The organism is Psychrobacter sp. YGAH215, from assembly GCF_007280595.1.
Lineage (GTDB): Bacteria > Pseudomonadota > Gammaproteobacteria > Pseudomonadales > Moraxellaceae > Psychrobacter > Psychrobacter faecalis.
The window spans coordinates 153,616-174,557 of the sequence record NZ_VKLR01000006.1 but is presented as its reverse complement, the minus strand read 5'-3'; the positions used below and the strand labels follow the sequence as shown (position 1 = coordinate 174,557).

The window sequence follows — 20,942 nt, the reverse complement described above, 5'->3', positions numbered from 1 at the left end:
AGTGAGTAATCTTTTGCCAATCACTACCAAATAAGCGGCAAGTTTTAATGGTTATTCACATTATCAATGAATCATGCCAAAAAACAAGCCATCAACCATTATAATTTGGTATTTTAGCCGTTATCTTTTTATATAAAAAGCCATAATTTTTAATGGCTTTTTTTAATCAGTTTTTTTAATGTCCTTTTTTATTCACTTTGATGCGCCGCTTGCGGATGACTCTCAAATTCTGCCAGCATTTTTGTAATACGCTGATCTTTTTGGCGCCAAATTTGCTCGACCCATTCAAACATTTGCGCTTTAACGGCCTCATCGTTTTCGTAGCCGCCGTCTTGAATACCGGCAAACAGCGCATCGGGTATGGCAATATGGCGGACATCGACGCCTAAGCGTTTGATATTGCCTTTCCACAAATCGCCATAGGTTGGCACGCCGTCAGGGTAGACGATGGTCATATCTAAGATACCATCGATATCAGCGCCCAAGGCATTAATGGCTAGCGACAGACCGCCAGCGCGCGGCTTCAACAGATGGGTATAAGGCGAGTTTTGTTTATCGTGTTTTTCTTGGGTAAAGCGCGTGCCTTCCAAATAATTCAATAAGGTAAACGGCTTGTCCTTTAATAACGCACAAGCGCGCTTGGCTTCTTCGATATCTTTACCTTTAAGCGCTGGGTTTTTAGCAACTGCTTCTTTAGAATGGCGCCGCATCATTGGAAAATCTAAAAAGTAAAATGCCTGCCCAACGATAGGAATATAAATCAGCTCAAACTTGGTGAAAAACCGGGTCAGTGGTAAGCGTTTTTCACTAATGTATTGCACGATGCTGGTATCTACCCAAGACTGATGATTGCTGATCAGCAGATATTTACCGTCCATATGTACATCATCCGGCAATTGAATGCGCCAATCCTTACGCGGCAATATGGTATCAATCAAAGCATTATTGCTACCAATCCAGTGCTCGGCAATCTTTATTACCGTCTTATCAGCAATAGGAGCGCCCGTGATAATTTTGCCAACGCCCATAAGCCATAATGGAATACTGCCGCCAAAACTATTGGCAGCGATGACTCCGGCCGCTGTGGTAAGCGACATTGCTTTGCCAAGTTTTGGCGCGCGTTCGTGTATTTTTTGCATCGCAGCGTTCAAGCGCATGTATTATTCCTCACTCTTTGCTCGTTAATCGTTTCATTATTATGGTTAAACCGGTGTTTTATATCATCTCAAAAATACAGCTGATTTCTCTAACAAGTTTTAGCAAATTATAATCGCATTTTATCTAATAAATTTTATTACTAATATTAGGTAAGACCTAATTTTAGTCCAGTAATTTTTCGGCTTTCTAATTCGTAAAATGTTTGTACCAGAGTTTTTATAAGATAATGTTAGCAGAAAATAATTAGAGTGCACGACTGTAAACGTGACTTGCGGTAACAAACAACGCGCTTTTATAAACACTAGACTATAGATACTTATGCACTTTCCATACATAGATGTGACAAAATATTACACACAAATAGACGGTAATTGCCATAATAATAGTAAGTGTGAATAAACAAATAAACAGGTTTGTTGACGCATATTCGTGACAAGCAATATCTATAAAAACACCGTTTATTTATCGATACCTATATTGATAGCCCATTTTTTCAACTTAAGAGGACATATTATGCGTAATACATTAATGGTTGCAGCATTGGCATCAGGCTTAGCATTGAGTGGCTGTACGACTGATCCAAACACTGGACAGCAACGTTTAAATAAAACTGCTATCGGTACGCTAGCGGGTGCAGCTGGTGGTGCCACTATCTCAAAAGCAACCGGTGGTGATAAGACTGGTCGTGATGCGGCTATCGGTGCAGCATTGGGTGCAGGCGTAGGCTACTACATGGAGCGTCAAGCGAAGCAGCTAGAGCAGCAAATGGCGGGTACTGGCGTTACGGTTACCCCAAATGCAAACGGTAACATTGACTTGGTTATGCCAGGTAATATCACTTTTGCTTTTGACAGTGCTTCGTTGAACCCATCGTTTAGACCAACGCTTGATAAGCTTGCGGCAACGATGAATGAATATAACCAAAACACAGTTACGATTGCTGGTCATACTGACAGCGTAGGTAACCCATCTTATAACATGAACTTGTCACGTGATCGTGCCAACTCTGTAAGAAACTATCTGGTTAGCCGCGGCGTAGCTTCTAACCGTATCAACGTAGTTGCTTATGGTCAGACTCGTCCAATCGCTGATAACAGCACGGATTATGGTCGTCAGCAGAACCGCCGCGTTGAGCTAACGGTAAACGCGCCAAGCAGCGTTCGTTAATCGCTACTGATATTTAAAATATAATATAAATTAAAAAAGACCAACGAAAAGTTGGTCTTTTTTTTTGCTTGAAATTCGTCTAATATTCAAAAAATTATATTTGATAATAGTTATCAATAACATTATAATTTGCAGGGGTTAAATTTTGTCAGCCTTTAGCGGGCGTTTAAATTTAACTAGGGTTTAAATGGATTTTATCTTATTGAAATTATAAGTCTTTAAGCTTTCCTTTTATCACTTTATCTTTTATCTAATGTATCTCATCGAGGATGTGTATGAATATCAGCCCAGCGACAAGCCGTAAAATTTTACCGACTACTTTAGCTGCTGCATTGGCAGGGATACTGCTAGTATCAGGATGTACCAAACAGTCTGATGAGACCACAGCGTCAGAGACGCAAACCGACGTCCAAGCAACCCAAAAAAGCGACAATAAAACGTCTTCCGCTGCTGATCAGGCGCATATCGATCGATTGTTGATTAGCTATGCTGATATGGCGCACGCCGCCTATAAAGATTCTTTAGAAACGGCCAAACTTTTACAAACAGCAGTGAATACTTATGTGGACACGCCGACCCAAGCCAATCTTGACGCTGCAAAGGCTGCCTATAAAGCCGCGCGTCAGCCATATTCACAGACTGAAGTGTTTCGCTTCGACGAAGGCTTTGTGACCGCTGATGATAAACGCGCGCTTGGTAGCGTTGATGGCTGGGAAGGACAGGTAAATGCTTGGCCGCTAGATGAAGCTTTGATTGACTATGTCAGTGACAGTTATGAGGGTGAATATAACAGTCAGGACAATATTATCAATAGCAAGAGCATCACGGTTGGTAGCATCAAGCAAGATACCAGCACCATTACGCCTGACTTGTTGGCTGAGATGAATGAGATTGGTGGTAGTGAGGCCAATGTCACCACCGGTTATCATGCGATTGAGTTTCTGCTGTGGGGACAGGATACCAATGGCGTTGGTGAAGGTGCAGGTAATCGTCCGGTGAGCGACTATATAACGACCGAGGGCGAATGTACCAGCGGCGATACGACAAACCCAGATGCGAGTATTTGCGAGCGCCGTGGACAGTATCTAAAAGCGGTTACCCAGTTATTGATCGATGATTTGACCGCGATGGAAGCCCAGTGGCAGCCTGATAGCGAAAACACCTTACGTAGCGATATGATTGCCCGTAAAGACAAAAACGGTCTGCGTCAAATCATGTATCAAATGGGCAGCTTAGCGCTTGGCGAGCTAGCTTCTGAGCGTATACAGGTGGCGTTCGTCACTGGCTCTACCGAAGATGAGCATGAATGCTTTAGTGATTTGACCCATTTAAGCTATGCCAATAATGCCCGCGGTATTCAAAATATCTTTAATGGCGGCTATAAAACCGTCGCTGGCAAGACAGTAGGCGGTTATGGACTAAAGAATTATCTTGTCGATACCGGCAATAAAGAAGCGGCTGATAAACTTGCTACTGATTTTGCTAACGTAGAAGCAGCGTTTAAAGTCATCGTTGAAAAAGCTGAGAAAGAAGGCATCAAGGTCGATCAGATGATTGCAACCGTAGGTCAAGCCAGCAAGCACGGTATTTCTGCTGAAGAGCAAAACAAACGCCGCGGCTGGATTGAAAGTAGTATCGCAAGCTTACAACAGCTAACCGATGGTATCGAAAATGCAGCAAAAGCCGTTGGCATTGATAATTTAGACGCTGATGCAGGTTCACAGTTTTAAGTAGGTCTTATTTAAAAGAGCGCTTATTTAAAAGGGCAGTTATTTAAAATGAAGTTTTCGGTTCCAATTTAGGAAGCCTTAATAGCCTGTATTTATGTGCCTGATGAGTCGTTATCAGTGAATGAGAATTATTTTTATAGAAAAATAATTTGGGTATAATATACACGTTGTCGACCGCTGTTGGCAGCGTGTTTTTTTATAGCGCAGCAATGATTTATCGAATTAAAATATTTATTGACTAAAAATGCTTATCAAATAAAAGTGGAAAAATTATAGCACGCGTTTTTTATGGTTCCATACCAGAACTAAGGTTCCCTATGAGTAGCAGTAATGTGTCAACCGCCAAACAATCTACCGCGTTTTATTTTCCTTTAATATTTAAAAATTCGCTATTAAAGCTATCGCTAGGAGTGACATGCGTGCTCTCATTAAGCGCCTGCCAGCCATCTCCAACGGACGACACCGCCAATAATAACGATAATAAAGCCCAAGACAGTAGCTATTTGCAAAATATAACGCCTGAGCGTGCTCAAACGATTGAAGCGCTAGCGGGCGTACCTATGCAGCAGCTTGCCAGATTTGATGCGCAAGAAATCAAACAAGGTGGCGATACAGGCATTAGTATCACCACGAGCGAAAGCTACTCTAAACCTTCTTCAAATATCACCGCTTCGCGTAAGGGGTCTTTCTTTATCGGCAATGCGTTTTTTAGGCAACCTTGGGTGGTCGCGCCGGCGAGTACCGATAGCCGTGATGGGCTTGGCGCTTTATTTAACGTTGCTGCCTGTCAATCTTGCCATATCAAAGACGGTCGCGGTCATGCGCCGACGAGAAGTGATGACGATGCCGACAGCTTGCTGATTCGCCTTGCGATGCCGGCGACTACCGAAGCGCAGCGCCAAACGCTAAAAGATTCCTTGATTGAAAAAGTCGTCCCTCCTATGTATGGCGGTCAATTGCAAGATCGCGGTGTGCAAGGCGTCCCTGCTGAAGCCCGAATTGTAGTACAGTGGAGCGATAACCCCGTTACCTTTGCTGATGGTCATGTCGAGACCTTGCGTGCGCCAACCTTTAATCTGACCAAACCTGGTTATGGGCCATTTGATGATGCGCTGATGGTATCGCCGCGTGTGGCCTTACCGATGATTGGGCTTGGACTACTCGAACAGATTCCAGACGACGACATTAAAAAGCAAGCAATCAATGCAAATGAAGCTAATAGCGATATTAGCGGTAAATTTAATATGGTGATGGATCCGCAAACGGGTAAAGTGGCATTAGGACGCTTTGGCTGGAAAGCGGGTCAAACCAAGCTGATTACTCAAAACCAAAGTGCGTTTAATGAAGATATGGGGCTGACCTCAAATATCCGCCCACATGAGTCTTGTATGCCAGCGCAGACCGCTTGTGTGAATGCCACAACAGGTGCTGATGAACAAGGTAATGGTAAGCCGCCCGTCGAAGTCAATGATGAAGTGGCAAAGTTCGTCGAATTTTATACCCGTAATCTAGCGGTGCCGCATCGCCGCAACGCCGAAGACAAGCTGGTATTGGCAGGCAAAAAACGCTTTTATGATATGGGCTGTCAAAGCTGCCATACGCCGCGTTATCAGTTGCCAAAAACCGACGATGACCATCTTGAGCAGCACGGACAAGTGATTTATCCTTATACCGATTTATTGTTGCATGACATGGGCGATGGCTTGGCTGATCGTACCATTGCGGGTAAGCTGCCATCTAAAGATTTACAGGTTGAGTTTTTAGCCAACTCTTATGAGTGGCGTACGCCTGCTTTGTGGGGCATTGGTCTTACGCAAACCGTCGATCCACAAGCGACGTTTTTACATGATGGGCGCGCGCGTACTTTGATGGAAGCGGTACTTTGGCATGGCGGCGAAGCGGAAAAGCAGAAGCAAAAAGTACTTAAGCTTGATAAACAAGGACGCAGTGAGTTGAATGCGTTCTTAAAGTCATTATAAAAATAAGCGTATGAGCGTTAAAAGCGATGGTTATTCAACGTAAGAAATACCAAATTAAATAATTACTTATAACAATATTCATCCAAATACTGAGAAATCTATGAAAATAAACCCTGCTTTAGCAATGGCGTTATCAGCGCTAAGTGCTGGTATTCTAATTAGCTGTGTCAAACCTGCGGAAGAAAATAAAGTATCAGAGGTAGATAGCCAAGTCGCCCAAGAAAGTGCTACTTCTACTACTCCTGACAAAAAAGACAATAATGCTGAAAAGATTAGCGCTGTTGATATTAGTCCTGATACCGAAAAAACCTATCTGACCCACGTGGCAAATGACATTGTCATTCCAGCCTATGCAGATGCCGCAAAGCAGAGTGATTTATTGCATGATTTGGCAAAGAAATCTTGTCAGCAAGCGCCCGTGAGCGGTGATGCGCTAAAAGAATTGCGCGACCAATGGTTGGTGCTCGCACAAGCTTGGGCAAGCGCTGAGATGGTTAACTTTGGACCAGCGACGGCGAGCATGAGTAATTTATATATCAATTACTATCCTGATGAGCGCGGACTGGTACATAGCGGGGTCGCTGATTTGATTGCTGCCAATTCCAAGCTTACCGCCGAGCAGTTGGCGAATGAGAGCGCCATCGTGCAAGGCGTGCCAGGCTTAGAAGAGGTGCTTTATGCCAATGATAATTTGGATGCTGGGCAGTGCGCTTATGTGATGAGCGCGAGCAGCGCTTTGAGCACACGTCTAAAAGATATCGAGAAAAACTGGCAGCAAAATGCTACTGATTTACTAGCAATTGATAAAACCGCCGAGAGCGATCAAGGTTTAAACCAATGGTTTAACTCGCTGCTGTCATTGGTTGAGACGATGAAATCTAACGCTATCGACCAGCCATTGGGTTTAACTGCTAAAGCAAAAGGTCATTTGCCAGCTGCAACCGCTGGACAAAGCCGCGCGATTATCACTGCGAAATTGGCAACCTTAAATCAAGCAATGACTGACCCTGTTTTGACTGCTATTCTTGGTGGCAATAATGAAAATGCAGTGGCGGATAGTCTATCGACCGCGCTTGCCGATACCACGATATTACTGGCACAAATGCCGGAAGATTTAGCGACTGCTGATAAAGCGACGCAGCAGGAACTACTTGATCATCTCACGAGCATTACGCGCATTATTAAGCGTCAATTGATTCCAACCCTTGGTCTGCGTGTTGGCTTTAACAGCACCGATGGCGATTAAAAAATGTACTCTCTCGATACTAAAACTGCAGGTAAATCACAAGAGCAGCCTAATAATGAGATGCTGGCGACAACGGCACTGACCCTGCTTTCTGCTGCCATGGGTACAGCAGCGCTTGTCGGTATCCACCATCGTTATCGTAAACAGCAGCAACCTGATGCCAGCTTATGGGATTATTTAGCAGGTATGGGCGCGCAGTTACAGTTGATAAACTTGACGCCTAAACGCGAGCTTGTGCAATTTCGCCACGCTTGTCAGCAAGCGGCAGTTGCATGGCAGCAAGCTTATCGCTCACAGAGAGATGACGAGCAAAATACCAAGTCTTATAGCGTAAGCGACTTTAGCGCAGCCCATACGACCACAATACTGCCGCGCCCAGTCTGCTGGGTAAGCGGCGTGGCGTCTATGCCAAAAAACATCGCTTTAGCAACTGAAGACAGTGACGGCAGTCATAATGAACACGACTTCGGCGTGGTTGGTATCGACGCTGATAGGCAAATCGTTTGGCAAACGACCATGCCCGAACGCGTGCATGATATTGTCGTTCAACCTATTTCTGATAGGCAAAAATTATCTGCTAAGAATAACCAAGCACGCGATGTGGTGGTGATGGGTCGGCGCCCGAGCGAAAAGTTTTGGGTACTAGACACGGCAACTGGGCAAGTAAAGTTTGCTATTAAAGCGTCTACGCATCGTCATTTTTATGGCCATGCTTGTTATAGCTTAGATGGTAAACTGCTCTACGTGACCGAGAATGACACGTTAAGTTTAGACGGTAAAGTTGGCATTTATGATGCCTGTGATCATTATCAAAAGATAGCAGAGTATGACTCGCATGGTATCGGCCCGCATGAGCTGATTATGCATCCTGATGGCGAAACGTTGGTGATTGCCAATGGCGGTATCAAAACCGAGCAAGCGTCGCGTGAAGAGCTCAATTTAGACAGTATGCGACCGTCATTGGCTTACCTCAATCGTCATACTGGCGATTTGCTTGAGCAGATTATGCCTGAGCACAATCAAATGAGCGTGCGTCACCTCGCCATGCATGACGATGGCACGGTGATGATAGGTATTCAGTTTCAAGGCGAAAAGCATATCAATGTGCCGTTAGTATTGACCCATAAACGCGGTGAATCTGATTTTAAAGCACTGATGATGCCCAATGATCAGTGGCAACGTTTCCACCAATATATCGCTAGCGTCGCGGTTGATAGTGAGCGTAACCTATTATGTGTGACCACGCCAATTGGCGGTTGTGCGGCGATTTATGACTTAAATACTCGTACATTGATTGATTATATTAGCTTACCAGATTGTGCCGGTGCAGCAGTGTTACCAAATCTGAATGCTGACAAAGCTGGCGTTAATAATGCCAATGCCAATGTTAAGACTAAGGCGCACTCAGGTTTTATCGTTAGTGATGGACAAGGTCAGTTGACCGCGTTAACTGTTAATCATTTAGCAACTGCTGAACTTGCTAGAGTAGATAACGTTGAGCGTATTTTTATAGACAGCAAATGTCATCTGATGTCGTTTGACAATCACTTGCAAGCGCTCTGAGCATGAATGTGCTGTCACAGTATGATTCGCCCTTATTAAATAGCGCTATACGTTGTTTGGCGCAAGCGGATATTGAGCTACACATCAGCAAAAAGCGCGTTAAAAATATCAATTTCCGCTTAAAACCGCATAAATTAATGGTCTCTATACCCATCTCTCTTAGCTCAGCGCAAACTGCCCAAGCGATAGAAAAACGCGTGCCTTGGGCAATCGCCAATCACGCGCATGTATTAGAACGCTATAAACGTCAGCAAATCCCATCACAGCAATCTATAAAAGAGTCTTCAAATGCCGATAGCACACTGCTATTGTGGGGCGTAGAGCAATCATTCACCTTAAATCACGATAAAAAAATTGCCTACTATCGGCAACATCTCTCCGAAGTAATGCCTGCATTATTTAATAAATGGCAACCGATTGTCGGCGCTTATGCTAATGAAATACGTCTAAAGAAAATGCATACGCGTTGGGGCAGTTGCAATACCCGCGCCCGGCGAATTTGGTTGTCCGTCTATCTGCCAACCTATCCTATCGAATGCACCGAATACGTCATCGTCCATGAGCTTTGCCATCTGCATCATGCCAATCATAGCCGTGCTTTTTGGCAAACGGTGGCAACGGCGATGCCCGATTATCGATACTGGCATAATATGTTGGCAGGTAAAATAGGGCAGCTAGATTAAAGTAGGAGCTACTGCTAAATAATCAGATGTCATGCCTTAATCTGCTAAGATAAGGTTTTTTTATCGAAACAAGGATGTGTTATGGAAAACGTCAATCAAGCGCAGTTTTGGCAGCAGCGTTATGAAGAGGACAGTATCGGCTGGGATATGGGACAGGTGTCACCACCGCTCAAAGCTTATATTGACCAGTTGCCTGAACCTGCTAAAGAGCAAGCGATTTTAGTACCGGGCGCGGGCAATGCTTATGAGGTCGGTTATCTGCATGAGCAAGGGTTTACCAATGTCACCTTGGTTGATTTTGCCCCTGCGCCGATTGAGGCTTTCGCAGAGCGCTATCCCAACTTTCCAGCAGAGCATTTGGTCGGTGCTGATTTTTTTGCGTTATCGCCAGCGCAATATCAGTTTGATTGGGTGCTTGAGCAGACGTTTTTTTGTGCCATAAATCCTGCGCACCGTGATGAATATGTGGCGCAGATGGCCGCATTATTGAAACCGAATGGTAAGCTGGTTGGGCTGCTGTTTGATAAGGATTTCGGACGAGAGGAACCGCCGTTTGGCGGCACGAAAGCTGAATACCAGCAGCGTTTTGCACCCTATTTCGATATTGAGACTATGGAAACAAGCTATAACTCGCATCCTGCGCGGCAGGGCAGTGAGCTGTTTATTAAGATGCATGTAAAATCTTAATCTCACGCTTGATGTTTTGCCGAGCCTGCGTTTCTAGCCGCGTAGAGTAATAATCCGTCAGATAAAGTGTTGGGTGCGCTAACAATTCTGTTAATACGGCTATACGTCCAACGCGATAATCTATGTTTGAGACATGCGCATATTCTTGCCGAACCGCTTGGGCATATTGCTCGTACTCAGACCAAGATGCTCCCAAAATACTCAAATCCATATCTAGTAAATAGGCAGAATCAAAGTTCTTTTGAGCGTTTGAGCACTCAGCAAGTTTATGATTGGCCGTCATCATAATGAGCGCATAAATATATTGGCACTGCGCTGCCGAAAAATAAGGGCGTAGAGCCTCTACGGCATATTCTGCACTTTTTAGCTCATTATCTGCACGCGTTGGCGCATATATCACGTCGTGATAAAACAGTGCCAATGCGATAATATGCGGCTCATTTAAAACATGCTTAATCTGCTTAAACTGCGCAAATAACTGCTCAATATGCTGCAAGCTATGATAAGCACGTTGGTTTTCGCTATAACGTATAGCGATATCTTGCCAAAGATTGTTAACCTTTTCTGATTCTACAGCGCTATTAATAGCTGTAAAATGCTGCGCAAAAACCTTACCAAGCTCAGTCTCTATGTGCGCAAAAGCCTTTATCATTTAATTTCCTTATTCCTCATCCTTTTTAGCCAACTTCCATTCACCACCGGTCATTTATTTTTTATGATCTGCCTCTTCAAATGCTTGTTTAAATAATTGCCCAAGCAAATTAACATCATCAACGCGGGCATAGTTTAAGCGGGTGACAAAAGCGATATGACGATGAGGCCCTTTTTCTGCTAATGGCACTGCGACCGCATTTTGGTTTTGCAAATGCAGCTGATCGAGCGCCATCTCTGGTACCAAGGTCGTGCCCATATTAGCAAGCGCCATTTGTATTAGGGTGTTTAAGCTGGCATCAGAAAAGCTTGATTTCATTTGCGCGCGGTCGAAATGACAGACGGTTAAGGTTTGATCGGTCAGACAATGCCCTTCGCCAAGTAACATCAGATTGGCCGTTGCTAGCTCATCGGCATTAATCTTGTCAAGCTTGGCATGGACGTCATCCTGTGGAAAGACCGCAAAGAAATCTTCCGCCCAAAACTCAAAGGTATGCAAACCATCGACCGCATAAGGCAATGCAATAATGGCGGTATCAATATGACCATAGCGCACTTGCTCAAGCAAACGCTCGGTTTGCTGCTCGATAACGGTCATGCGAAATTCAGGGTAGTGTTTGCGCAGCGCAGGTAGGACTTTTGGCAGCAGATAAGGGGCAATCGTCGGAATGATACCAACCGTCATCGGGTACGCAAGCGGTGATTGATGGCTGTGCGCACGCGTAGTCAAATCATTGACTTCAGAAAATATACGCTGCGCCCGCGTCAAGATGTCCTCACCGATAGGCGTAATCAAAACTTGCTTATTATTACGCTCAAAAATCTGCGTATCTAGTTGCTTTTCTAACTCGGCGATACCCAAACTCAGCGCTGATTGTGAAATATTACAGTCTTCTGCTGCCCGTTTAAAATGACGATGTTTGGCAACTGCTAAGGCAAACTCAAGTTGACGTAAAGTAATCATAAAACCTCTCTATTAATGGGTTTTGGACGCCATTTGTTTTGGGCGTTTATCTTGTGTACTATAGCAATTTAATGCCGATGTTCGTATAAAAAAAGCCGTTAGAATAGTTTAACAAGTTTAATAAAACAAAACATCACATTAAAAACTTTTAACTGGATTAACCATAGAATTCGCGTATAGTTTGTCTTGTAACCCAGTTAATGAGTGGGTTAATCAAAACCCGCAGCCATAAACACAATTAACTTAACAACAATCAATCAAAAAAAGGAGCCAATCATGGCGTCAATTATCAATCAAGAAATTCCAGAGTTTTCAGCAGAAGCGTTTGTAAACGGTGATTTCAAAACCATCACTTCAGAAGACGTAAAAGGCAGTTGGGCCATCTTTCTATTTTACCCAGCTGACTTTACCTTTGTTTGCCCAACTGAACTTGAAGACATGGCAGCCCATTACGAAGAGCTTAAAGGCTTAGGCGTAGAAGTGTACTCAGTATCAACTGACACACATTTCACACATAAAGCATGGCATGATTCTTCAGACGCTATCGGCAAAGTCACTTATCCAATGATTGGTGACCCAACTGGCCGTATCACTCGTGGCTTTAATGTCATGATCGAAGAAGCAGGTTTGGCAGAGCGTGGTACTTTCTTAGTAGACCCAGACGGTAAAATCCAAGTCGCTGAAATCCATGCAGGCGGTATTGGCCGTAGTGCAAAAGACATGCTACGTAAAGTAAAAGCGGCACAGTACGTTCGTGATAACGACGGCGAAGTTTGCCCAGCAGCTTGGGAACAAGGTCAAGAAACCCTTAAACCAAGCCTAGATCTAGTTGGTAAAATCTAAGGATATACTTAGATAACTTACTATTTAGACTAGCGAAAAGATAAGTATAAAATTTAATAGTGAGTTTTCGTTTTTAAAAGAAAACGCTATTAAATAATGACTTAAAAACGCCCCATCGGTTTTGATTGATGGGGCGTTTTTTTGTCTATTTTTTATAGGCAGATATTTAGAGATAGATAGTGTTAGGACAAGATTACAGGCTGTCTACAGATTGTCACCTAAGTTCATTCGATTTTTATCACAGAATGCTTATGATTTAAAGATATCTACTTCAACATCCATTTAAGTAGCATTATAAGCGTCATTAGTAAAAACGATACATCAATAATTTGATTACTTGCGATCAGGTTGAATGTTCTTTGCTTGCTGCCATCACAGTAGAGGCGACGAAGCACTCACCTTAGTTGCACAGAAATGGTTTTACATTGAACCTATCACATAAATCGGTAATGAAGAGAGGATATTATGAGTAAAGACAAATCATCTGCTAAAGAATTTCCGAAACAAGAACAATCGCTACCAGGCTCGCAGCAAGAGCAGCACCCAAGCCCTAAGGTGCTGCCAAAAGAATATCCAAATGGCAAGCTTGCTGGAAAGGTTGCTATTATCACTGGCGCTGATAGCGGGATTGGGCAAGCAGTAGCAATATTATTTGCCAAAGAAGGCGCGGACGTAGTGGTCAGCTACCTATGTGAAGATGACGATGCCAAGATGACCAAAAAGCACGTAGAATCTTACCAGCAGCGCTGCTTACTGGTGGCGTCAGATTTATCAGAAGAAGCTAACTGTCGAAAGCTAATCGATACTGCCATCGCTGAGTTCGGCAAAATTGATATTTTAGTCAATAACGCTGGGATGCAGGTTGAGCAAGAATCGCTCACCGATATCAGTAGTGCGCAATTTGATAAAACCATTCATACCAATTTTTATCCGCACTTTTGGTTGAGTAAATTTGCCTTACCACACATGCCAGCGGGTAGCTCGATTATCAATACCACCTCTATCACCGCTTATCGCGGCAGTGACCATCTGATTGATTACGCTGCCACTAAGGGCGCGATTTTATCTTTCACCCGTGCTTTAGCCAATAATTTAATGAGTCAGGATAAAGGTATTCGCGTCAATGGCGTCGCACCCGGTCCTATTTGGACGCCGCTTATTGTGGCGTCATTTACGCCTGATGAGATAGAAAAATTCGGTCAAAGCACGCCGATGGGCCGCGCCGGTCAGCCAAACGAGGTCGCGCCTGCTTATCTATACTTAGCCAGTGACGACGCAAGCTACGTTACAGGACAAGTTATCCATGTAAATGGCGGCGAGATTGTCGGTGGATAAAGTGAGTAGATGAGTGCTTCATTAAGTAAATGGTTAATTTGGCCAATGCTCATCGAGCGTTTATTGACTTATATTGACTTAAGTCCAATAAAAGTCGCGGCAAAAAATAGCGGCTTGGTTCGATAAGCAAGTAAGCATCGAACCAAGCCGCTATTGAATCAGGTAGCGTTATAAACTAAAGCGTTTATACCGCAGAATTGAGTTTATTTTTATCGATTATTTTATAAATCTCATCTTTTAAGTGCAGCTTTCGCTTTTTCATTTTTTCTATTTCTTCGTCACAGCTGGCGTGCGTCACCAAATCCTTATCTAGTTGGTTGATTTGCTGATCAAGCTTGGTATGCTCATCAAAAATGGTCGCAAAGTAGCTGTCTTTTTGCTTAAGTTCGCAAATAATATCTCTGTTGTCTTGCCATGTATCAGTCTTTCTCATGTTGTCATCCTTGTTATGAAGCGCAGGCTTAGTAAAGCCATAGCGCATTTTAGTTAAGAGTGCTCTGATGAATTTATATGATTGTGAGACTTCAGTCTTACCAAGCCAAATCGCAATTCAGCTCAGTTTTGAACAGGCTTGTGCGCAGCAGAAAGGGCGTTTGTTAACGACAACTAGCAGTCAATCTGCCGACCGGTAAATAAGAGTGTTTCTTATTCGCCTCATCTGATTGTAGCGAAAAAATTTACCCGATACCATGACTGTCATGGATTTTCTTTGATTGGTGGTTTTAAAATTAAATAATAATATCTATATATGATTTGTTTTATTAAACATAAAGTTTGAGTTTATCGGCTTGCGTGGTACGTTCCAAAGCCTTGATAATAGACGTATCAAAGGTGGTAAGCCAAGTATTTATGGCTTTTTAAATCAGATACTTAGCTTGTCACCAAACCCTATTCAAATGTGCAGCGATATAGCTGACGTTACATAACCGATAATAATGAGGAACAAACATGATAGATCAAGGTTTATTAGACGCAGTCAAAAGCTATAGTGAAAACATGACCCGCCCCATTACCTTTGTATTGGGTAGCGGCGAACATAGCAAACGTGCTGAGCTGATTGATTTTTTGACTAAAATCGCTGGTACCACAGATAAGATCAATTTTGATGCAACAGCAACCGATAACAGCTTACCAAGTCCGATTAGCTTTAAAGTCGTCAGTCATATTGATAATGCATTGACCGATACGGGGATCGTTTTTAGCGGTATTCCGGGTGGCCATGAGTTTACCTCGTTGATTTTGGCGATTTTGCAAGCGGGCGGTCATACCTTAAAACTGGATGAAGGGATTCAAAAGCTGATTAAGCGCTTTAATAAGCCGCTACAGTTTCAGACTTATGTCTCTCTGTCTTGCCACAGCTGTCCGGATGTGGTGCAAGCGCTGAACCAATTTGCGCTGCTCAACGATGACATCAGTAACGAGATGATTGATGGTGCCTTGTTTCAAGAGCAAGTCGAAGCCAATAATATCCAAGGTGTACCAGCGGTATTTTTAAATGGTAAACCTTTTGCTAATGGTAAAATCGATACGGCTAAATTGATTGAGAAGTTACAAGAGCAGTTCCCTGATTTATTGAGCGAAGTGGCTGATGACGCTGAGCAGTTAGAGCAGCAAGACGTAACGATTATCGGTGCAGGCCCTGCTGGTGTGGCGGCGGCGATTTATACCGCGCGTAAAGGCCTAAAAGTTACTATGGTCGCCGACCGAATCGGTGGACAAGTGAAAGACACGCAAGATATCGAGAACTTAATCTCTGTGCCTTTAACAACCGGTAGTGAGCTGTCAGCGAACTTTGAAAAACATTTGCACGAATATGACATTACGCTCAAAGAGCATGTCAGCGTCAAAGAAATCAGTGAAACTGAAGAAGAAAACTACCGTATTCATCTCAATACTGGTGAGACGTTTGAGACGCGCAGTATCATCTTAGCGACCGGAGCCCAGTGGCGTAAGCTTGGTGTTCCCGGTGAAGATGAAAACGTGGGTCAAGGCGTAGCCTACTGTGCGCACTGTGATGGCCCATTCTTTAAAGGTAAGGATATTGCGGTCGTTGGCGGAGGTAACTCAGGTATCGAGGCAGCGCTAGACTTGGCAGGTATTGTTAAACACGTGACCGTCCTTGAATTTGCCGATGATTTAAAGGCGGACCAAGTACTGATTAATAAAGCCAAAGAGAAGAGTAATATTGATATTATTACTAGTGCTGCAACGCAAGAGATTAAAGCGCAAGATGGTAAAGTGACTTCGCTTGTTTATCAAGATCGTAGCAGCAGCGAAACCAAAGAGCTAGATACGTCAGCGGTGTTTGTGCAAATTGGTTTGGTACCAAATACTGAGTTTGTCAAAGGCTTTGTTGATTTAAACCGCTTTGGCGAGATTGAGATTGACGAGCGCTGTCGCACCGACCGCAAAGGTATCTTTGCTTGTGGTGACGTGACCACTGTACCATTTAAGCAAATTAACATTGCCATGGGCGAAGGTTCAAAAGCCGCATTATCAGCGTTTGAATATTTGGTGATGCAGTAAAGTTTTGCTTTAGCTTTTATTAAAGTTTTAAACCCCTAAAATCTACTAAGGTTTTAGGGGTTTTGTTTTTTTAAGCAACTACAATTTTATTCAGGACATCATTAATCGTCTAACAAATCCATACGCTTTGCTGCTTCATAGATACCCGTTGAGCGGTTACCGGTACGGCAAAAAATCAGTATAGGCTGCTCAGCTTGGTTAAAAAAGTCAGCAAATTCTTCAACATGGTTTTGATTGAGCTCGCTACCGGCGAAAGACACTTCTTTATAAGCAAGACCTGCTTTTTTAGCGGCAGCTTCAATCTCAGCACTGGTTGGTTGGTTTGGTTCTTCACCATCTGGACGATTGTTAATAATGGTCTTAAAACCACTTTCAGCAATCATAGGTACTTGATCAGGGGTGATTTGTCCGGTAATACTCACGTCATGGCTCATAAGAGCTCCTTTTTATTTTTAGCGTAAAAACGAAACTTTTGCGCTTAGATTAAAATATTTCAATAAAGCCTATCTGCTTTCTATAGCAAACCTTGCATCAGTGCACTTTGATAGAGCAATTTGGCGCGTGCACCCGTACCGCAAAACATCAGGATGGGTTTTGGCATGCTGCGATAAAAGGCGGCAAACTGCTCGACAGTCGCCATGCTTAAACGCTCATCATCAAATGGTAAATGCTGATAGGTAAGGTTGGCTTTTGCCGTTGCGCTGGTAAAGTCACAGCTATTAGGCTGCGTCTCTGTCTCAGCATCAGGGCGTATATTGAGCACAGAGCGGTAGCCAAGCTCAGCAATCTTGACGCATTGGCTTGGGTAAATTTGCTTATAAATGGTTAAATCATCGGTCATAAGTTTTTCGGTCGCGTATATTAAATGGCGTAAGGTTTTGTCTATTTCTAGATTCTGTAAATTTTAATGGCTTATTACAATCTAGCATAACACAGTGGTCATCATAGCTATATTTTGTCACTGATGTTTTCTCAAAAGCATTTTCTGTCAGGATTAATTTAAGCGAAAAATTGATTAGCTATAAGCTAATTATCTTTTAGCGCATTGACCGCATCCATGGTGCTTAAATAAACCTGCCCTGATAGATGGGTTATGACTGGTGTATGCTCGATAATATCCATCACCGGTCCCTTAATAAAGCTAAAGCTTAAGTGCTTTTTTTGATTCAATAGCTCTTGATTGAGGCTGATAAGCATCTCTTGTCCGGTCAAGTCAATATGATTGACCGCTGACATAATCAGGATAACCTCATGCGCATCGGGGTACTGCCGCGTCGCTTGTATGACGCTGCGATGCACGGATTCACTATTGCCAAAAAACAAGCTCTCATCGATACGCAGCATCAATAAATTGCTAAAGGTCACCACATCATGACGATTGATATTACGAAAATGTCCTGTACCCGCTAGCTGACCGACGACTGCGACATGCGGTTTGCTTGATTGCCAAATAAGGCTAGCAAACGACACCATCAAACCGATGACTAAGCCAGTATTTAACCCAAATATCAGCACCCCGATAAATGCCGCCAAAAAGCTCGCCGCATCTAAGCGGTCGCGTTGCCATGCTGACCTTAAAGTCGCCATATCAATGAGACCGATAATTGACGTCATAATAGTCGCGCCCAAGAGGGCGTAGGGCAGAGGCGCTAATAAATGACCAAAAGCGATTAACGCCGCAATCATAACCAACACAGTGACCAGACTTGCGACTGGCGTTTTGGCGCCTGAGTCGGCATTAATCGCCGTACGTGAAAAGCCGCCAGCAATGGTAAAGCTCTGAAAAAAGCCTCCAGCCATATTGGCCAGACCCAGTCCGGTTAACTCACGATTGGCATCAAAGGTTTCACCGCGCAGGCGTGCATAGTTGCTGGCTACTGAGCTGCTTGAAACAAAGATAATCAACGCCATTAAACCGGCGCTCGGTAATAGATTGAGCGCTTCATGAAAATCTGGCAAGTACGGCAGGGTAAAGCTAGGCAGCCCTTGCGGAATAGTACCAATTGTCGCTACGCCGTGCGTTGTCCAATGCAAACTCATACTTAATATAATGGCAAGAGCAAGCAAAATAAGCGGAAATAGACGCTCAGCCCATTTTGCATAAGAGGCTGACAACCAAGAGCGCCAGACCCATTTACTCGCATAGCGATTAGCAAATAATAGCGTAAATGCAATCACGCCGATGATCAAGGTTAGCGGATGCAGCTGGTGGCCATACATCTGCATACTCGATAAATAACCGATAAGGCCATTACCTGCAATAGGAATCCCCGTCAGATACTTAAGCTGACTGACAAAAATCAATACCGCCGCGCCACTGATAAAGCCTGCTGATACGCCGCGACTGATAAACTGCATAATCCAGCCAAGCTTCAGCCTTCCCGCCAGCCATAACATCGTGCCAACCATCAAAGACAGTAAACTGGCCATTAATATATATTGCTGCGTGCCATCATTGGCATAAGGGTGCAAACTACTGGCTGTCATAATCGCTGTAATGGCGACAGGCCCTACGGCTTGGACATTGCTCGAGCCTATCCACGCATATACCAGCACGGGTACGATAGCTGCGTAGAGTCCATAGACCGGCGGCAATCCTGCTAGCACCGCATAACCTAGGCTTTGCGGAATGACAAGCACCCCAACGACTAAGCCCGCGATGATGTCAGTCGGCAGGGCAGACAGCTGATACTGACGTAACCAAGTAGGAATCAGACGAGCAGCGATAGAAGGCATGGCGATATGTCATCACGATAAGAAAGTTAAAAATAGTTAAAAACCAAACGCGCAGTTAGGCGTCTGTTTTGGCACAAAAGCGCTCATATAATAACTGCAATACCGATAATGCGTCCTCACTTGCGATACTATAGTAGATTTGCTTACCTTCACGGCGAGTAGTGACCAGCTCGTCTTTACGCAAGATACCTAGCTGCTGCGATAAACTTGGCTGACCGACACCGACCAAGCCCTCAAGCTCACTGACACAGTATTCGCCTTGGGTCAACTGACATAAAAGTAATAAGCGATCAGGATGTGAGAGCGATTTTAATAACTGGCTGGCTTGCATGGAAGCTTGTTGCATTTGCTCAGCAAGGTCTTTGGGTGCAAAGTCTGCGACGCTGGCAGATGTAGGCGTGCTAGTGGGATTGGTAGTTGTGCTCAATGCTGAAGTTGAAGTAGTCAGAGCGAGCTCCTTATAAAAGATATAAATAGAAAAAGCAGAGTTTCTAGATAAGTTATGGATATATATAGTTAATTATCAATGATATTGCGATTTATAGCAAGTTATCATTATTTACATTATATAAATTGATAAAATGTATAATGATTGCTATAGTGCTGGTAGTGATAGGCAGAAGCATAGGAAATACAAGTCGCACTAGGGATAGATACTATAGATCAGCAGCAAATACCATAAATAAATGCCCATTATACGGAACAATATCTTAAAAACTAAAACATTCCTATACAAGTAAAGAGGTAGCCATGCAAGTTCATTCTTTCTTACATAGCGACACAGAGACTTACACTCACGTACTCGCGGATGTGCAACAGCAAGTGTGTGCCATCATCGATCCTGTACTGGATTTTGATGCCAAATCCGGACATACGGATACCGCGAGTGTAGATGAAGTGATAGCGTTCGTTCGAGAGCAGGGCTGGACGCTGGTTTATATTATAGAAACCCATGCTCATGCCGACCATATATCAGCTGCTATCCATGTAAAAGATGAGCTTGGCGGTAAACTGGTCATCGGGCAATATATCACCGAAGTGCAAAAAATATTTAAGAAAATGTTTAACTTTGATAGCAGCTTTCGTACCGATGCCAGTCAGTTTGATATCTTGACCGATGAAGGCGAGACCTTGAAGCTTGGCGGTATTACGATTACTGCTATGTATGTGCCTGGTCACACCCGCGCGGATATGGCGTATCTTGCCAATGATGATGAAAAAACCGTGGTCTTTGTCGGTGATACGCTATTTGCCCCAGATGTCGGCACAGCGCGCTGCGACTTCCCCGGAGGCGACGCCAAAACCCTGTATCAGTCTATCCAAAAATTGCTCGCACTGCCTGACGAAACTATCATGTATCTGTGCCATGACTATCCGAGTCAAGGTCGCAAACATTGCCCAACTACGACGGTAGCCGCGCAAAAGCTTGGTAATATCCATGTCAAAGAGGGTATCAATGAAGCCGAGTTTGTCGAGATGCGCGAGCGCCGCGATGCCACGCTAGAGATGCCGCGGCTGATTATCCCGTCAGTACAACTCAATATCGATGCCGGACATTTTCCAGAACCCGAAGACAATGGTATGCGCTATCTAAAAGTGCCACTTAATGCGCTTTAAGCGTCAATTATATTTAGATAAACAAAAAAAACTGGCAAGAAGTAGATAAATACAATT

At 43.8% G+C, this 20,942-nt stretch carries 19 protein-coding genes; 11 read left to right on the top strand and 8 right to left on the bottom strand.

The features are described from left to right. Positions 1-188 precede the first annotated feature (188 nt). The gene (locus FOR85_RS03460) at positions 189-1,157 is read right to left on the bottom strand and encodes an acyltransferase (RefSeq protein ID WP_144296718.1); all 969 of its coding nucleotides are present in this window, start codon (positions 1,155-1,157) and stop codon (positions 189-191) included. Between the two features lie 514 nt (positions 1,158-1,671). On the opposite strand from FOR85_RS03460, the gene FOR85_RS03455 reads away from it, so the two are divergent. The 7 genes from FOR85_RS03455 to FOR85_RS03425 all read left to right on the top strand — a co-directional run bounded on the left by FOR85_RS03455 (position 1,672) and on the right by FOR85_RS03425 (position 10,213). Continuing rightward, positions 1,672-2,325 carry an OmpA family protein gene (locus tag FOR85_RS03455; RefSeq protein WP_144296717.1) on the top strand — a complete coding sequence of 218 codons (654 nt, stop codon included), beginning with the start codon at positions 1,672-1,674 and terminating at the stop codon, positions 2,323-2,325. 275 nt (positions 2,326-2,600) lie between these two features. Next, positions 2,601-4,055 carry an imelysin family protein gene (locus tag FOR85_RS03450; protein ID WP_144296716.1) on the top strand — a complete coding sequence of 485 codons (1,455 nt, stop codon included), beginning with the start codon at positions 2,601-2,603 and terminating at the stop codon, positions 4,053-4,055. Between the two features lie 317 nt (positions 4,056-4,372). Then, positions 4,373-6,034, top strand: a complete 1,662-nt coding sequence (locus FOR85_RS03445) for a di-heme oxidoredictase family protein (protein ID WP_144296715.1) — start codon at positions 4,373-4,375, stop codon at positions 6,032-6,034. Between the two features lie 100 nt (positions 6,035-6,134). Next, the gene (locus tag FOR85_RS03440; protein WP_144296714.1) at positions 6,135-7,280 is read left to right on the top strand and encodes an imelysin family protein; all 1,146 of its coding nucleotides are present in this window, start codon (positions 6,135-6,137) and stop codon (positions 7,278-7,280) included. Between the two features lie 3 nt (positions 7,281-7,283). After that, complete coding sequence (locus FOR85_RS03435; protein WP_144296713.1) at positions 7,284-8,843, top strand: DUF1513 domain-containing protein; 1,560 nt, start codon at positions 7,284-7,286, stop codon at positions 8,841-8,843. Between the two features lie 2 nt (positions 8,844-8,845). Next, on the top strand, positions 8,846-9,526 hold the full coding sequence (locus tag FOR85_RS03430) for a M48 family metallopeptidase (RefSeq protein ID WP_144296712.1): 681 nt from the start codon (positions 8,846-8,848) through the stop codon (positions 9,524-9,526). Between the two features lie 81 nt (positions 9,527-9,607). Further along, positions 9,608-10,213: a methyltransferase domain-containing protein gene (locus tag FOR85_RS03425; RefSeq protein WP_144296711.1), complete on the top strand. Its 606-nt coding sequence runs from the start codon at positions 9,608-9,610 to the stop codon at positions 10,211-10,213. On the opposite strand, the gene FOR85_RS03420 is transcribed toward FOR85_RS03425, so the two are convergent. Both FOR85_RS03420 and FOR85_RS03415 read right to left on the bottom strand, forming a co-directional pair. Further along, on the bottom strand, positions 10,191-10,865 hold the full coding sequence (locus FOR85_RS03420) for a hypothetical protein (RefSeq protein ID WP_223808491.1): 675 nt from the start codon (positions 10,863-10,865) through the stop codon (positions 10,191-10,193). The two genes, FOR85_RS03425 and FOR85_RS03420, sit on opposite strands and share 23 nt — an antisense overlap. Before the next feature lie 54 nt (positions 10,866-10,919). After that, complete coding sequence (locus FOR85_RS03415) at positions 10,920-11,828, bottom strand: hydrogen peroxide-inducible genes activator (RefSeq protein ID WP_144296710.1); 909 nt, start codon at positions 11,826-11,828, stop codon at positions 10,920-10,922. Positions 11,829-12,104: 276 nt separating this feature from the next. On the opposite strand from FOR85_RS03415, the gene ahpC reads away from it, so the two are divergent. Together ahpC and FOR85_RS03405 are read left to right on the top strand one after the other, a co-directional pair. Further along, the gene (ahpC, locus tag FOR85_RS03410) at positions 12,105-12,671 is read left to right on the top strand and encodes an alkyl hydroperoxide reductase subunit C (protein WP_068407548.1); all 567 of its coding nucleotides are present in this window, start codon (positions 12,105-12,107) and stop codon (positions 12,669-12,671) included. A gap of 465 nt (positions 12,672-13,136) precedes the next feature. Beyond that, entirely contained in the window at positions 13,137-14,006 is an 870-nt protein-coding gene (locus tag FOR85_RS03405) for a glucose 1-dehydrogenase (protein ID WP_144296709.1), read from the top strand. Between the two features lie 184 nt (positions 14,007-14,190). On the opposite strand, the gene FOR85_RS03400 is transcribed toward FOR85_RS03405, so the two are convergent. Further along, on the bottom strand, positions 14,191-14,439 hold the full coding sequence (locus FOR85_RS03400) for a YdcH family protein (protein WP_144296708.1): 249 nt from the start codon (positions 14,437-14,439) through the stop codon (positions 14,191-14,193). Positions 14,440-14,954: 515 nt separating this feature from the next. Here FOR85_RS03400 and ahpF point away from each other — a divergent pair. Next, positions 14,955-16,532: an alkyl hydroperoxide reductase subunit F gene (ahpF, locus tag FOR85_RS03395; protein WP_144296707.1), complete on the top strand. Its 1,578-nt coding sequence runs from the start codon at positions 14,955-14,957 to the stop codon at positions 16,530-16,532. A 101-nt stretch (positions 16,533-16,633) separates the two neighbouring features. On the opposite strand, the gene FOR85_RS03390 is transcribed toward ahpF, so the two are convergent. The 4 genes from FOR85_RS03390 to FOR85_RS03375 form a co-directional block, all read right to left on the bottom strand. Further along, positions 16,634-16,966, bottom strand: coding sequence for a TIGR01244 family sulfur transferase (locus FOR85_RS03390; protein ID WP_144296706.1), 333 nt, complete (start codon positions 16,964-16,966; stop codon positions 16,634-16,636). Positions 16,967-17,046: 80 nt separating this feature from the next. Continuing rightward, positions 17,047-17,373, bottom strand: a complete 327-nt coding sequence (locus FOR85_RS03385; protein WP_068407559.1) for a beta-lactamase hydrolase domain-containing protein — start codon at positions 17,371-17,373, stop codon at positions 17,047-17,049. Positions 17,374-17,558: 185 nt separating this feature from the next. After that, a complete protein-coding gene (locus FOR85_RS03380; protein ID WP_144296705.1) occupies positions 17,559-19,268 on the bottom strand; it encodes a SulP family inorganic anion transporter in 1,710 nt (569 codons plus the stop codon). Between the two features lie 55 nt (positions 19,269-19,323). Then, positions 19,324-19,614, bottom strand: a complete 291-nt coding sequence (locus FOR85_RS03375) for a helix-turn-helix transcriptional regulator (RefSeq protein ID WP_144296750.1) — start codon at positions 19,612-19,614, stop codon at positions 19,324-19,326. A 404-nt stretch (positions 19,615-20,018) separates the two neighbouring features. On the opposite strand from FOR85_RS03375, the gene FOR85_RS03370 reads away from it, so the two are divergent. Continuing rightward, on the top strand, positions 20,019-20,885 hold the full coding sequence (locus FOR85_RS03370; protein WP_144296704.1) for an MBL fold metallo-hydrolase: 867 nt from the start codon (positions 20,019-20,021) through the stop codon (positions 20,883-20,885). Positions 20,886-20,942 lie beyond the last annotated feature (57 nt).

Excerpts from the sequence above, each read along its gene's own strand:
- FOR85_RS03460 (WP_144296718.1), bottom strand. The coding sequence starts at position 1,157 with ATGCGCTTGAACGCTGCGATGCAAAAAATACACGAACGCGCGCCAAAA.
- FOR85_RS03455 (WP_144296717.1), top strand. The coding sequence starts at position 1,672 with ATGCGTAATACATTAATGGTTGCAGCATTGGCATCAGGCTTAGCATTG.
- FOR85_RS03450 (WP_144296716.1), top strand. The coding sequence starts at position 2,601 with ATGAATATCAGCCCAGCGACAAGCCGTAAAATTTTACCGACTACTTTA.
- FOR85_RS03445 (WP_144296715.1), top strand. The coding sequence starts at position 4,373 with ATGAGTAGCAGTAATGTGTCAACCGCCAAACAATCTACCGCGTTTTAT.
- FOR85_RS03440 (WP_144296714.1), top strand. The coding sequence starts at position 6,135 with ATGAAAATAAACCCTGCTTTAGCAATGGCGTTATCAGCGCTAAGTGCT.
- FOR85_RS03435 (WP_144296713.1), top strand. The coding sequence starts at position 7,284 with ATGTACTCTCTCGATACTAAAACTGCAGGTAAATCACAAGAGCAGCCT.
- FOR85_RS03430 (WP_144296712.1), top strand. The coding sequence starts at position 8,846 with ATGAATGTGCTGTCACAGTATGATTCGCCCTTATTAAATAGCGCTATA.
- FOR85_RS03425 (WP_144296711.1), top strand. The coding sequence starts at position 9,608 with ATGGAAAACGTCAATCAAGCGCAGTTTTGGCAGCAGCGTTATGAAGAG.
- FOR85_RS03420 (WP_223808491.1), bottom strand. The coding sequence starts at position 10,865 with ATGATAAAGGCTTTTGCGCACATAGAGACTGAGCTTGGTAAGGTTTTT.
- FOR85_RS03415 (WP_144296710.1), bottom strand. The coding sequence starts at position 11,828 with ATGATTACTTTACGTCAACTTGAGTTTGCCTTAGCAGTTGCCAAACAT.
- ahpC (WP_068407548.1), top strand. The coding sequence starts at position 12,105 with ATGGCGTCAATTATCAATCAAGAAATTCCAGAGTTTTCAGCAGAAGCG.
- FOR85_RS03405 (WP_144296709.1), top strand. The coding sequence starts at position 13,137 with ATGAGTAAAGACAAATCATCTGCTAAAGAATTTCCGAAACAAGAACAA.
- FOR85_RS03400 (WP_144296708.1), bottom strand. The coding sequence starts at position 14,439 with ATGAGAAAGACTGATACATGGCAAGACAACAGAGATATTATTTGCGAA.
- ahpF (WP_144296707.1), top strand. The coding sequence starts at position 14,955 with ATGATAGATCAAGGTTTATTAGACGCAGTCAAAAGCTATAGTGAAAAC.
- FOR85_RS03390 (WP_144296706.1), bottom strand. The coding sequence starts at position 16,966 with ATGAGCCATGACGTGAGTATTACCGGACAAATCACCCCTGATCAAGTA.
- FOR85_RS03385 (WP_068407559.1), bottom strand. The coding sequence starts at position 17,373 with ATGACCGATGATTTAACCATTTATAAGCAAATTTACCCAAGCCAATGC.
- FOR85_RS03380 (WP_144296705.1), bottom strand. The coding sequence starts at position 19,268 with ATGCCTTCTATCGCTGCTCGTCTGATTCCTACTTGGTTACGTCAGTAT.
- FOR85_RS03375 (WP_144296750.1), bottom strand. The coding sequence starts at position 19,614 with ATGCAACAAGCTTCCATGCAAGCCAGCCAGTTATTAAAATCGCTCTCA.
- FOR85_RS03370 (WP_144296704.1), top strand. The coding sequence starts at position 20,019 with ATGCAAGTTCATTCTTTCTTACATAGCGACACAGAGACTTACACTCAC.